Genomic DNA, 12,966 nt, shown 5'->3' on the forward strand with positions numbered 1-12,966 from the left:
TGCATATTTACGGCAAATTATCGCCGTTATTTTGTACGGATTCAAGTAAGTGCCACAAATGCGGCTTCGCTTTATCCAGCCTACTTTCGTAGGCCCGGTAAGCGTAGCGCCAGCAGGCATTTATCGTTACTCATCTTCCAGATAGGTGTATCCGTACAGACCGGCCTCAAACTCTTCGAGGAACTGTTGCTGCAGCTCGGTATCCAGATCGGTGTTTTTCACCTGGTCACGGAACTGCGTCAGCAGGGTGTTCGGATCCAACTGCACGTACTGCAACATATCCGCCACGGTATCCCCTTCGTCGGACAGCTCAACTTCTACGCTGCCGTCAGGGAAGACGAACACGTCAACCGCTTCGGTATCACCAAACAGGTTGTGCATGTTGCCGAGGATCTCCTGGTACGCCCCCACCATAAAGAAGCCCAGCATCGGCGGGTTCTCCGGGTCATATTCCGGCATCGGCATGGTGGTCGCAATGCCATCACCGTCAACGTAGTGGTCGATCGCGCCATCAGAGTCACAGGTGATATCCAACAGCACCGCGCGGCGCTCAGGTACCTGATTCAGTCCTTCCAGCGGCATTACCGGGAACAGCTGATCGATCCCCCACGCATCCGGCATCGACTGGAACAGCGAGAAGTTGACGTAAATCTTATCCGCCATACGCTCCTGCAGCTCGTCGATAATCGGGCGATGCGCGCGGTTGCTCGGGTCTAGTTGTTTCTGCACTTCATGGCACATGTTCAGATAAAGCTGCTCAGCCCACGCGCGCTCTTGCAGGCTAAAGGTACCTGAAGAGTAACCAACGTGAATATCGTGCAGATCCATCTGGCTGTCGTGCAGCCATTCACGCAGCGAACGGCGAGTTCCCGGTTCATGCATTTCTTGCCAGGTTTCCCACATGCTTTGCAGAGCACGCGGCGCATCATCAGCCGGAGGCGTTGCTTCTGTGTGTTCGCTACGCTCAACGCCGATAATGTTAGATACCAGCACGGTATGGTGCGCGGTAACCGCGCGGCCAGACTCGGTGATTACCGTCGGATGCGGCAGACCGTGTTCTTCACAGGCGTCGCCAATTGCCCAGATGATGTTGTTGGCGTATTCGTTCAGGCCGTAGTTTACGGAACAGTCAGACTGCGAACGGGTACCTTCGTAATCCACGCCCAGACCACCGCCCACGTCGAAGCACTGGATATTGACGCCAAGCTTGTGCAGCTCAACGTAGAAACGCGCCGATTCACGTACGCCGGTGGCGATATCACGAATGTTCGCCATCTGCGAGCCAAGGTGGAAGTGCAGCAACTGAATGCTGTCCAGACGACCGCGCTCGCGCAGAATTTCGACCAGCTGCAGCACCTGGTTTGCCGCCAGGCCGAATTTTGATTTTTCCCCGCCGGAGGACTGCCACTTGCCAGAGCCCTGCGACGCCAGACGCGCACGCACGCCCAGACGCGGAACGACATTCAGGCGTTCAGCTTCATCCAGCACGATTGCAATTTCAGACATCTTCTCGATGACCAGATAGACCTTATGGCCCATCTTCTCGCCAATCAGCGCCAGACGGATATATTCGCGGTCTTTATAACCGTTACACACGATCACGCTACGGGTCATTCCGGCATGAGCCAGAACGGCCATCAGTTCAGCTTTGGAACCCGCTTCCAGTCCCAGCGGTTCGCCGGAGTGGATCAGCGATTCAATCACGCGGCGGTGCTGGTTGACCTTGATCGGGTAAACGAGGAAATAGTCACCGTTGTAACCGTAAGATTCACGGGCACGTTTAAACGCGGCGTTAATCGAACGCAGACGGTGTTGCAGGATCTGCGGGAAGCAGAACAATGCAGGCAAACGCTGGCCCTGCGCTTCACGGGCTTTCACCAACTCAGCAAGGTCAACGCGCGCTTCGGGTACGTCCGGATCCGGGCACACGCTGATGTGACCCAGTTCATTGACGTCGTAGTAGTTATTACCCCACCAGGCAATATTGTAAGTACGCAGCATCTTGCTGGCTTCCTGGGAACTCATTGCAACCTCCTGCATGGAGCGTAGTACACCGTGTTCGCCTGCTGACGAAGGCGAACCCAAAGAAATGTCGTCAGACATAGCGAACCTCAATTTTATTAACAAGTGTAAAACAGTTGACTACTATCGCAATCCGAAGACGCGATAACAACCCAAATACAGGCAGAATTTGCAGCAGATAGTGCTGACGCTCCGACTGTGCGACCGGTTTCTTTTTCATATCAATGTAAACACGTAACCGAACTTAATGCTGACGGTTCGGCGAAACCACGAGAAAACTCTTGTTTACCAAGAGCGCCCTTGTTCAGTTCTTAGTGACCGTTACCGGCTCTTGAGTCCTGAGATACGCCGAGATGGGTATACACTTCATCCTTCATGCAGCCTCTTTGTTGGCTACGCTCATTCGCCCTAGTCACGCACTACTCGTACGTTCAGGAGACTCATTCACTTGCCGCCTCGACGCAGCATAAATGATTTTGTGTATATAACATCGACAGGTATGCAAAGCAGAGATGCAGATTGCGGGGGACATATGTACACCAGAACGGTGCGACAGATTCTGCAGAATACAACGGTTCATTATCTCGTATCACCTCCACGGTTGCTCCTTACGGAACGAACCCACAAGCCAAAGCTAAAGTTTTAACCCGGCTGGAAGTGGCAACACGATGAAAACGTCGTGTGCTTTTGTCTATCCTAAATAATTCGAGTTGCGGGAAGGCGGCAACGCAGAGAGTCCCCGGGAGCTTACATGAGTAAGTGACTGGGGCGAGCGAGGAAGCCAACGCACATGCAACTTGAAGTATGACGGATATGAGCCGCGCGCCGCGTTTTATACCGATAAGAAAGTCAAAAAGCAAAAGATAAATATGCACATTGCCAGCACCGTCAGGAAAAATTTCCAGTTACATTTTCAGTACAATGCGACCTCAATCAAAAAAAGCTGGAAATCAGGCGAAGAACTGTCCTAAAATAGCCGTCCAGATGTTAATCCATCTATACCGATTAACACTCAGACTGCCAGTGTCCGTCATCTGCAGACTCATGGTAGAATCTTCTACACATGGCTATTCCACTCGACAGTTTGAGCTAACCAAATTCTCCTTAGGTGAAATTAAATATGGCAAAACACCTTTTTACGTCCGAGTCCGTATCAGAAGGGCATCCTGACAAAATCGCTGACCAAATCTCTGATGCTGTGCTGGATGCAATCCTGGAACAGGATCCAAAAGCACGCGTTGCCTGCGAAACCTACGTCAAAACCGGTATGGTTTTAGTTGGCGGTGAGATCACCACCAGCGCATGGGTTGATATCGAAGAGATCACCCGTAACACGGTTCGCGAAATTGGCTATGTGCATTCCGACATGGGCTTTGACGCCAACTCTTGCGCGGTACTGAGCGCGATTGGTAAACAGTCTCCGGACATCAACCAGGGTGTTGACCGTGCTGATCCGCTGGAACAGGGCGCAGGCGACCAGGGCCTGATGTTTGGTTATGCAACCAACGAAACCGACGTGCTGATGCCAGCACCTATTACCTATGCTCACCGTCTGGTGCAGCGTCAGGCTGAAGTGCGTAAAAACGGCACCTTATCCTGGCTGCGTCCGGATGCCAAAAGCCAGGTAACCTTCCAGTATGACGACGGCAAAATCGTCGGTATTGATGCGGTTGTTCTGTCTACTCAGCACTCTGAAGATATCGACCAGAAATCGCTGCAAGAAGCCGTTATGGAAGAGATCATCAAGCCGGTACTGCCGACTGAATGGCTGACCGCTTCGACCAAATTCTTCATCAACCCAACTGGTCGTTTCGTTATCGGCGGCCCGATGGGCGACTGCGGTCTGACCGGTCGTAAAATCATCGTTGATACCTACGGCGGCATGGCGCGTCACGGCGGCGGTGCATTCTCTGGTAAAGATCCGTCTAAAGTTGACCGTTCCGCAGCCTATGCAGCCCGTTACGTAGCGAAAAACATCGTTGCCGCAGGCCTGGCTGACCGTTGTGAGATTCAGGTTTCCTACGCAATCGGCGTGGCAGAACCGACATCTATCATGGTGGAAACGTTCGGTACTGAAAAAGTGCCTTCAGAGCAGCTGACTCTTCTGGTGCGTGAGTTCTTCGACCTGCGCCCGTATGGCCTGATTCAGATGCTGGATCTGCTGCACCCGATTTACAAAGAAACCGCTGCTTACGGTCACTTTGGTCGCGAACATTTCCCATGGGAAAAAACCGACAAAGCACAGTTGCTGCGCGACGCTGCCGGTCTGAAGTAATTTAAACCAGACTTAACGCTTATGAAGACCAGCCTCACGCTGGTCTTTTTTATACCTATTTCCTCTCCCACATCCATCACCAAACCGCGCTGATTACTATTGCTTTAAATGAAAATGAAAGCGATTACATCACACCATATTTCCCTCTACCTTGAATTAACATCTTTTAGCCAGCATACTTGCATCACTGTTACATTATATTTCATCATTGTCTTAAATTCAGACGACCAACATTATTTAATCCCAATAAATAATGTTAACTTTCAATGAATTAACCAATAACCAGCATGAATGGCAGTGTAAGCGATTACACTAATGTGATGTGATTCGCATTTTTTTACCCCGTACTCACCTACCCTTAACATCAACAAAACTAGCTACCCAACCGGAGGGCATCATGCCTGACAATAAAAAAACGGGGCGTTCCAACAAAGCCATGACATTTTTTGTCTGCTTTCTGGCAGCCCTGGCTGGATTACTTTTTGGCCTGGATATCGGTGTTATTGCCGGTGCTTTACCGTTCATCACCGACGAGTTTCAAATTACCCCGCACACTCAGGAATGGGTGGTGAGCTCCATGATGTTTGGTGCGGCGGTAGGTGCTGTCGGCAGCGGTTGGCTATCCTTCAAACTGGGACGCAAAAAAAGCCTGATGATCGGTGCGATCTTGTTTGTTGCGGGTTCACTGTTCTCCGCCGCTGCGCCAAACGTTGAAGTCCTGCTGGTTTCCCGCGTGCTGCTCGGCCTGGCTGTAGGCGTTGCGTCTTATACCGCGCCGCTGTACCTGTCTGAAATTGCCCCGGAAAAGATTCGTGGCAGCATGATCTCCATGTATCAGCTGATGATCACCATCGGTATTTTGGGCGCGTATCTTTCCGATACAGCCTTTAGCTACAGCGGCGCATGGCGCTGGATGCTGGGTGTAATCATCATCCCTGCCCTGCTGCTTCTGGTCGGCGTTATCTTCCTGCCGGACAGCCCACGTTGGTTTGCAGCTAAACGTCGTTTTGTTGATGCTGAACGCGTCCTGTTGCGTCTGCGTGACACCAGCGCAGAAGCCAAACGCGAGCTGGATGAAATCCGTGAAAGTCTGCAGGTGAAGCAGAGCGGCTGGGCGCTTTTTAAAGAAAACAGCAACTTCCGTCGCGCGGTATTCCTTGGCGTTCTGTTACAGGTGATGCAGCAGTTCACCGGGATGAACGTCATCATGTATTACGCACCGAAAATCTTTGAGCTGGCGGGCTACACCAACACCACCGAGCAGATGTGGGGGACTGTTATCGTCGGTCTGACCAACGTGCTGGCAACCTTTATCGCCATTGGCCTGGTTGACCGTTGGGGCCGCAAGCCTACGCTGATCCTTGGCTTTATCGTGATGGCTGTTGGTATGGGCGTGCTGGGTACAATGATGCACGTGGGTATTCACTCGGCATCCGCACAATACTTCGCAGTACTGATGCTGCTGATGTTTATCGTTGGCTTTGCCATGAGCGCCGGTCCGCTGATTTGGGTACTGTGCTCTGAAATCCAGCCGCTGAAAGGCCGCGATTTCGGCATCACCTGCTCTACTGCAACCAACTGGATTGCCAACATGATCGTCGGCGCAACCTTCCTGACGATGCTGAACTCGCTGGGCAGCGCCAACACCTTCTGGGTCTACGGCGGCCTGAACGTACTGTTCATCTTCCTGACTCTGTGGCTGATCCCTGAAACTAAAAACGTCTCTCTGGAACACATTGAGCGTAACCTGATGAAGGGTCGTAAACTGCGCGAAATTGGCGCACACGACTAATCACCAAAGGCTTCCTCCCCAGCGGAGGAAGCCTTCCTCTTGCAGTCCCTTCCCTGTCGCACTATCCTCTGGCGTTATGAAAACCTCCCGTCTCCCTATCGCCATCCAACAAGCCGTTATGCGTAGCCTGCGGGAAAAACTCGCCCAGGCCAATCTCAAGCTCGAACGCCAATATCCGGAGCCAAAGCTGGTTTACCAACAGCGCGGCACCGCCGCGGGTACCGCATGGCTACAAACCTATGAAATTCGCCTTAATCCCGTCCTGCTGATGGAAAACGTCGACGCATTCATTAACGAAGTGGTACCCCATGAACTGGCGCATTTACTGGTGTGGAAACACTTTGGGCGCGTGCCGCCACACGGGAAAGAATGGAAATGGATGATGGAAAGCGTTCTGGGCGTACCGGCCCGGCGCACGCATCAGTTTGAACTGCAATCGGTGCAGCGCAAGACCTTTACTTACCGCTGTAAGTGTCAGGAGCACCAACTGACCGTCCGCCGCCATAACCGCGTTGTACGCGGTGAGGCCACCTACCGCTGTGTTCACTGCGGCGAACCGCTGGTTGCAGAATAATCTTCAGAATTATCAGGAACTTTTCTGACCTAACTGATTGCATACTGGAATAACTTTCGCTACGTTGCGGGCTCGTTTTGACACGGAGTTTGTGATGTACCGTCATTTTTCTTTTGCTGCGGCCCTGTTAGCCGCTGCGTTTTCAGGCCCGGTTTTAGCCGAAGGCATCAACAGTTTTTCTCAGGCAAAAGCAGCAGGCGTCAAGGTGAACGCCGATGCGCCGGGCGATTTCTACTGCGGTTGTAAAATTAACTGGCAAGGCAAAAAAGGGGTCGTTGACCTCGAATCCTGCGGCTATAAAGTGCGAAAAAATGAAAACCGCGCCAGTCGAATTGAATGGGAGCACGTTGTCCCCGCCTGGCAATTTGGTCATCAGCGTCAGTGCTGGCAGGACGGAGGGCGTAAAAACTGCGCCAAAGATCCGGTCTATCGCAAAATGGAAAGCGACATGCATAACCTGCAACCTGCGGTGGGTGAGGTAAATGGCGATCGCGCTAACTTCATGTACAGCCAGTGGAACGGTGGCGAGGGTCAGTATGGGCAATGCGCCATGAAGGTCGACTTCAAAGAGAAAGTTGCCGAGCCGCCAGCCCGCGCCCGCGGTGCCATTGCTCGTACCTATTTTTACATGCGCGACCAGTACTCTCTAACGCTCTCCCGCCAGCAAACTCAGCTTTTTAACGCCTGGAATAAGCAATATCCGGTCACTGACTGGGAGTGTGAGCGCGACGAACGCATTGCAAAGGTACAGGGGAACCATAACCCATATGTGCAACGCGCTTGCCAGGCGCAAAAGAGCTAACCTACACTAGCGTCAATATTTTTAACCATGCCCTGGCCTTTCGCAGCCCAGGGCCATGACGCGGATGTTTAACTATGCGCATTCCTCGCATTTATCACCCTGAGCCAATCACTTCCGGCAGCCAAATTTCACTGTGTGAAGATGCAGCCAACCATATCGGCCGCGTGCTGCGTATGGGACCGGGCCAGGCGCTACAGCTGTTTGATGGCAGCAATCAGGTATTCGACGCTGAAATCACCCACGCCAGTAAAAAAAGCGTGGATGTGAAGGTACTTAACGCTGAACTCGACGATCGTGAGTCGCCGTTACACATCCACCTGGGCCAGGTGATGTCGCGTGGCGAAAAAATGGAATTTACTATCCAGAAATCGATCGAACTGGGTGTAAGCCTCATTACGCCACTTTTTTCTGAGCGCTGCGGCGTTAAACTGGACAGTGAACGCCTGAACAAGAAGCTCCAGCAGTGGCAGAAAATCGCCATTGCCGCCTGCGAACAGTGCGGTCGAAACCGGGTGCCCGAAATTCGCCCGGCAATGGATTTGGAAGCATGGTGCGCGGAACAGGACGAAGGTCTGAAACTAAACCTGCATCCGCGCGCCAGCGCCAGCATCAATACGCTGCCGCTGCCGGTGGAGCGCATCCGCTTGCTGATTGGCCCGGAAGGCGGGTTGTCGGCAGATGAAATTGCCATGACCGCACGTTATCAGTTTACTGATATTCTGTTAGGACCTCGCGTTCTGCGTACTGAGACAACCGCGCTCACCGCCATTACTGCGCTACAGGTGCGTTTTGGCGATCTGGGCTAAGGCATAAACGGAGAAGAAAATGATCAAGCTCGGCATCGTGATGGATCCCATCGCAAGCATCAACATCAAGAAAGATTCCAGCTTCGCTATGCTGCTGGAAGCGCAACGTCGCGGTTACGAAATTCATTATATGGAGATGGCCGATCTTTATCTGATCAACGGTGAAGCCCGCGCCCATACGCGTACCCTGAGCGTAGAGCAGAACTACGACAAATGGTATGAGTTCAAGAGCGAGCAGGATCTCCCGCTGGCAGACCTGGACGTTATTCTGATGCGTAAGGATCCGCCATTTGATACCGAGTTCATCTACGCAACCTATATTCTGGAACGTGCAGAAGAAAAAGGGACGCTGATCGTCAACAAACCGCAGAGCCTGCGCGACTGCAACGAAAAGCTGTTCACCGCATGGTTTGCCGACCTGACGCCGGAAACGCTGGTCACGCGTAACAAAGCGCAGTTGAAAGCCTTCTGGCAAAAACACAGCGACATCATTCTCAAACCGCTGGATGGTATGGGCGGCGCATCTATTTTCCGTGTGAAGGAAGGCGACCCGAACCTTGGCGTCATTGCTGAAACGCTGACCGAGCACGGTACCCGCTACTGCATGGCGCAGAACTATCTGCCAGCAATTAAAGATGGCGATAAACGCGTCCTGGTGGTCGATGGCGAACCCGTTCCTTATTGCCTGGCGCGTATTCCGCAGGGCGGCGAAACCCGTGGCAACCTGGCCGCTGGCGGTCGTGGCGAGCCGCGTCCATTGACCGACAGCGACTGGGAAATTGCACGTCGCATTGGGCCAACGCTGAAAGCGAAAGGTTTGATTTTTGTCGGTCTGGATATCATTGGCGATCGCCTGACGGAAATTAACGTTACCAGCCCAACCTGTATTCGTGAAATTGAAGCGGAGTTCCCGGTTTCGATTACCGGTATGCTGATGGATGCCATTGAGGCGCGTTTGCAGAAATAAATACGTTGCCGGATAGCGACGCCATCGCGTCTTATCCGGCCTGGAATTGCACCCCGCAGGCCGGATTAGGCGAAGCCGTCATCCGGCAATGCTATCTTCAGAGGGTGACATCTTCGAGCTTTGCCCACATACTGGGCTCTGTTGCTTTTTTGAACCAGGAAACAGAACCTCTGACAATGAATTTACAGCATCACTTTCTGATTGCCATGCCTGCTCTCCAGGATCCGATTTTCCGCCGTTCCGTGGTGTACATCTGTGAACATAATGAGAACGGAGCAATGGGGATTATCGTCAATAAGCCTCTGGAAAACTTACAAATTGAAGGGATTCTGGAAAAGCTGAAGATTACCCCAGAAGAACGCGATCCGGCCATTCGTCTGGATAAACCAGTGATGCTCGGCGGCCCGCTGGCGGAAGACCGTGGATTTATTCTGCATACCCCGCCGTCACGTTTTGCATCCAGTATCCGCATTTCAGATAACACCATCATCACCACCTCCCGCGATGTACTAGAAACCCTGGGCACACAAGAACAACCGTCCGAAGTGCTGGTTGCGCTGGGTTATTCATCATGGGAAAAAGGTCAACTGGAACAAGAGTTACTGGATAACGCCTGGCTCACGGCGCCCGCAGACCTCAACATCTTATTCAAAACGCCGATTGCCGACCGCTGGCGCGATGCGGCGAAGCTTATCGGGATAGATATTCAGACCATGCCTGGCGTGGCGGGACATGCCTGATGAGCGGAACATTACTCTCTTTTGATTTTGGTACGAAAAGTATTGGTGTTGCTGTCGGTCAGCGCATTACCGGTACGGCCAGACCGTTGCCCGCCATTAAGGCGCAGGACGGTACGCCAGACTGGAGTTTGATTGAACGCCTGCTGAAAGAATGGCAGCCGGATGAAATCATTGTCGGCCTACCACTCAACATGGATGGCACCGAACAGCCCCTTACCGCGCGCGCACGTAAGTTCGCTAACCGTATTCACGGTCGCTTTGGCGTAACCGTAACGCTGCACGATGAACGCTTGAGCACCGTCGAGGCCCGCTCCGGCCTGTTCGAACAAGGCGGATACCGGGCGTTGAATAAAGGCAAAGTAGATTCCGCTTCTGCCGTGGTCATCCTCGAAAGCTATTTCGAGCAGGGTTACTAAATCCGTCCCTGCGCCTGACGCTGCTGCTGACTTTGTGCAAATGTCTGCATACCTGTCTGTTGCCCGGTTTGAATTACGCCGGGCAGCTGATGCGTTTTCCCTTCACGAATCAAATTGCCCACGGCTGGCGTGTTGACGAGCAGCTCAAATAGCGCCACGCGTCCTCCCAGCTTATCTTCCTCCAGCTTTTGCGAAAGTACCGCCCGCAGGCTGTCTGCTAACTGGTTACGCACCGGATCCTTCTCTGTTGCCGAAAAGGTGTCCACCAGCCGCGCGATGGCCTGTGCCGCCCCTCGCGTATGTAACGTTGCCAGCACCAGATGCCCGGTTTCCGCTGCCGTTAATGCCAGACGAATGGTTTCCGCGTCGCGCAGTTCGCCCAGCAAAATGACGTCGGGATCTTCACGCAGCGCGCCGCGTAAACCGGCGGCAAAAGAAGCGCAGTGTACGCCCACCTCCCGTTGTTGAATAAGACAACGCTGGCTGGTGTAGCGATATTCAATCGGGTCTTCCAGCGTCAGAATATGCCCCGCAACATGCTGATTAAGGTACTCTACCATCGCCGCCAGGGTCGTTGATTTACCGCTACCGGTAGCGCCTGTCACCAGAATTAACCCATTTTCACTGCGCAGCAGTTCAGGTATGACGTCAGGGGTCTGGAGATCGTCTAAACATGGACAATCAAGCGGGAGCAATCTTAGCGCCAGTGAGGTTCCCTGTTGATGAACAAAAGCACTGGCGCGCAGCCGCTGGGAACCGGCCAGCGCAATAGCAAAATCAATCTGCCCCTGTTCCTGCCACTGTACCTGTTGTTGCTCACTGAGCCAGCACATCAGCAGATTCTCCACGTCAGGCGTAGTAAATGGTGCGATTTCGACTTTTCCACGTATGCGCCAGCGCGCAGGCCATGCATTGCACAGGTGTAGATCCGACACGTTATGCTTTACACTAAGGGCCACTATTTCTTCCATATTCATATGAACATCCTCGGAAAATGAACGATATCGCGCATAACCTGGCACATGTCCGGGACAAAATCTCAGCCGCCGCGACGCGTTGCGGGCGGTCTTCAGAAGAAGTTACGTTGCTTGCAGTCAGTAAAACCAAACCTGCGAGCGCCATCGAAGAAGCCATTACCGCAGGGCAGCGTGCCTTCGGTGAAAACTATGTGCAGGAAGGGGTGGATAAAATCCGCTACTTCCAGGAAAAAGGCGTCAACGATCTGCAGTGGCACTTTATCGGCCCGCTGCAGTCCAACAAAAGTCGTCTGGTCGCCGAGCACTTTGACTGGTGCCATACGATCGACCGTCTGCGTATCGCTGCCCGTCTGAGCGAACAGCGCCCGGCGGAACTGCCGCCGCTCAATGTACTGATTCAAATTAATATCAGCGATGAGAACAGTAAGTCAGGAATTCCGCTGGCAGAGCTTGATGCACTGGCCGCTGAAGTCGCTGTACTGCCGCGCATTACCCTGCGTGGTCTGATGGCGATTCCGGCTCCAGAGTCAGATTATGTAAGGCAGTTTGAAGTTGCACAGCAAATGGCGGTAGCATTTGCCGGGTTGAAAACACGCTACCCAGGCATCGACACTCTCTCACTGGGAATGTCTGATGATATGGATGCCGCCATCGCGGCGGGTAGCACGATGGTGCGCATTGGCACTGCCATTTTTGGTGCTCGTGATTACACTAAAAAATAAGGAAAACTAAGGAACACCATGAATACGTTGACCTTCCTGCTCTCAACGGTAATTGAGCTGTATACCATGGCGCTGCTGCTACGCGTGTGGATGCAATGGTCTCGCTGCGATTTTTACAACCCGTTCTCGCAGTTTATAGTGAAAATCACTCAGCCCATCATTGGGCCGTTACGCCGCATTATTCCCCCGATGGGACCGATCGACAGCGCCTCGGCATTAGTTGCGCTCGTTCTCAGCTTTATCAAAGCAATCGTGCTGTTTAAGGTGGTCACGTTCCAGCCGATCATCTGGATCGCCGCCGTACTGATTGTCCTGAAGACTATCGGGCTGTTGATTTTCTGGGTGCTGCTTGTGATGGCGATTATGAGCTGGGTCAGCCAGGGCCGCAGTCCTGTAGAGTACGTGCTGATTCAACTGGCAGATCCGCTGCTGCGTCCTATCCGTCGCATACTTCCAGGCATGGGCGGGATCGATTTCTCCCCAATGATTCTGGTTCTGCTGCTCTACGTTATTAACATGGGCATCGCGGAAGTGTTACAGGCGACAGGCAACATGCTGCTGCCGGGGCTGTGGATGGCGCTATGAGTGCCGTTACACCCTGCGACGACGGTCTGGTTTTACGGCTCTATATTCAGCCTAAAGCCAGCCGTGACAGTATTGTGGGTTTACATGGCGACGAAGTTAAAGTCGCCATTACCGCCCCACCGGTTGATGGCCAGGCCAATAGCCATCTGGTGAAGTTTCTCGGCAAACAGTTCCGTGTGGCAAAAAGCCAGGTCGTCATTGAGAAGGGCGAGCTTGGTCGTCACAAACAGGTTAAAATCATTCATCCGCAACAGATCCCGCCCGAAATTGCGGCGTTAACTGATTAGG

At 52.9% G+C, this 12,966-nt stretch carries 14 protein-coding genes and 1 pseudogene; 11 read left to right on the forward strand and 4 right to left on the reverse strand.

Going from position 1 to position 12,966, the window contains the following annotated elements; all coding sequences use genetic code 11:
- Positions 1 to 126 precede the first annotated feature (126 nt).
- The 3 genes and pseudogenes from speA to SK38_RS25310 form a co-directional block, all read right to left on the reverse strand.
- Complete coding sequence (gene speA, locus SK38_RS18260; RefSeq protein ID WP_071692619.1) at positions 127 to 2,103, reverse strand: biosynthetic arginine decarboxylase; 1,977 nt, start codon at positions 2,101 to 2,103, stop codon at positions 127 to 129.
- Positions 2,096 to 2,242 (reverse strand): acid stress response protein YqgB, encoded by a 147-nt coding sequence (yqgB, locus tag SK38_RS24315; RefSeq protein WP_071692618.1) that lies wholly within the window; start codon positions 2,240 to 2,242, stop codon positions 2,096 to 2,098. The genes speA and yqgB overlap by 8 nt, the downstream gene beginning before the upstream one ends.
- Positions 2,243 to 2,500: 258 nt before the next feature.
- A pseudogene (locus SK38_RS25310) lies at positions 2,501 to 2,602 on the reverse strand (hypothetical protein); the annotation flags it as partial.
- Between the two features lie 540 nt (positions 2,603 to 3,142).
- Here SK38_RS25310 and metK point away from each other — a divergent pair.
- From metK to ruvX, 8 genes are all read left to right on the forward strand, one after another.
- Complete coding sequence (metK, locus tag SK38_RS18265) at positions 3,143 to 4,297, forward strand: methionine adenosyltransferase (RefSeq protein WP_020996311.1); 1,155 nt, start codon at positions 3,143 to 3,145, stop codon at positions 4,295 to 4,297.
- Positions 4,298 to 4,694: 397 nt separating this feature from the next.
- Positions 4,695 to 6,089, forward strand: coding sequence for a galactose/proton symporter (galP, locus tag SK38_RS18270; protein WP_008785766.1), 1,395 nt, complete (start codon positions 4,695 to 4,697; stop codon positions 6,087 to 6,089).
- Between the two features lie 76 nt (positions 6,090 to 6,165).
- Positions 6,166 to 6,663 (forward strand): SprT family zinc-dependent metalloprotease, encoded by a 498-nt coding sequence (locus tag SK38_RS18275; protein ID WP_003825440.1) that lies wholly within the window; start codon positions 6,166 to 6,168, stop codon positions 6,661 to 6,663.
- A 94-nt stretch (positions 6,664 to 6,757) separates the two neighbouring features.
- The gene (gene endA, locus SK38_RS18280; protein ID WP_003825437.1) at positions 6,758 to 7,465 is read left to right on the forward strand and encodes a deoxyribonuclease I; all 708 of its coding nucleotides are present in this window, start codon (positions 6,758 to 6,760) and stop codon (positions 7,463 to 7,465) included.
- 74 nt (positions 7,466 to 7,539) lie between these two features.
- A complete protein-coding gene (rsmE, locus tag SK38_RS18285; RefSeq protein WP_008785768.1) occupies positions 7,540 to 8,271 on the forward strand; it encodes a 16S rRNA (uracil(1498)-N(3))-methyltransferase in 732 nt (243 codons plus the stop codon).
- A 19-nt stretch (positions 8,272 to 8,290) separates the two neighbouring features.
- The gene (gshB, locus tag SK38_RS18290; RefSeq protein ID WP_003027083.1) at positions 8,291 to 9,238 is read left to right on the forward strand and encodes a glutathione synthase; all 948 of its coding nucleotides are present in this window, start codon (positions 8,291 to 8,293) and stop codon (positions 9,236 to 9,238) included.
- A gap of 176 nt (positions 9,239 to 9,414) precedes the next feature.
- Positions 9,415 to 9,978 carry a YqgE/AlgH family protein gene (locus tag SK38_RS18295; protein WP_003027086.1) on the forward strand — a complete coding sequence of 188 codons (564 nt, stop codon included), beginning with the start codon at positions 9,415 to 9,417 and terminating at the stop codon, positions 9,976 to 9,978.
- Complete coding sequence (ruvX, locus tag SK38_RS18300) at positions 9,978 to 10,394, forward strand: Holliday junction resolvase RuvX (protein WP_008785771.1); 417 nt, start codon at positions 9,978 to 9,980, stop codon at positions 10,392 to 10,394. The genes SK38_RS18295 and ruvX overlap by 1 nt, the downstream gene beginning before the upstream one ends.
- On the opposite strand, the gene SK38_RS18305 is transcribed toward ruvX, so the two are convergent.
- Positions 10,391 to 11,371 (reverse strand): type IV pilus twitching motility protein PilT, encoded by a 981-nt coding sequence (locus SK38_RS18305; protein ID WP_048236732.1) that lies wholly within the window; start codon positions 11,369 to 11,371, stop codon positions 10,391 to 10,393. The two genes, ruvX and SK38_RS18305, sit on opposite strands and share 4 nt — an antisense overlap.
- A gap of 17 nt (positions 11,372 to 11,388) precedes the next feature.
- Here SK38_RS18305 and SK38_RS18310 point away from each other — a divergent pair, with 17 nt between their 5' ends.
- Genes SK38_RS18310 through yggU form a run of 3 tightly spaced genes read left to right on the forward strand, consistent with a single transcriptional unit; the run spans position 11,389 to position 12,965 of the window.
- Positions 11,389 to 12,093, forward strand: a complete 705-nt coding sequence (locus SK38_RS18310) for a YggS family pyridoxal phosphate-dependent enzyme (RefSeq protein WP_032944928.1) — start codon at positions 11,389 to 11,391, stop codon at positions 12,091 to 12,093.
- Positions 12,094 to 12,111: 18 nt separating this feature from the next.
- On the forward strand, positions 12,112 to 12,678 hold the full coding sequence (locus tag SK38_RS18315) for a YggT family protein (RefSeq protein WP_003825417.1): 567 nt from the start codon (positions 12,112 to 12,114) through the stop codon (positions 12,676 to 12,678).
- Complete coding sequence (gene yggU / locus SK38_RS18320) at positions 12,675 to 12,965, forward strand: DUF167 family protein YggU (RefSeq protein ID WP_003027101.1); 291 nt, start codon at positions 12,675 to 12,677, stop codon at positions 12,963 to 12,965. The genes SK38_RS18315 and yggU overlap by 4 nt, the downstream gene beginning before the upstream one ends.
- Position 12,966: the final 1 nt, after the last annotated feature.

Source organism: Citrobacter sp. MGH110, assembly GCF_001037515.1.
In the GTDB taxonomy this organism is placed as follows: domain Bacteria; phylum Pseudomonadota; class Gammaproteobacteria; order Enterobacterales; family Enterobacteriaceae; genus Citrobacter; species Citrobacter portucalensis.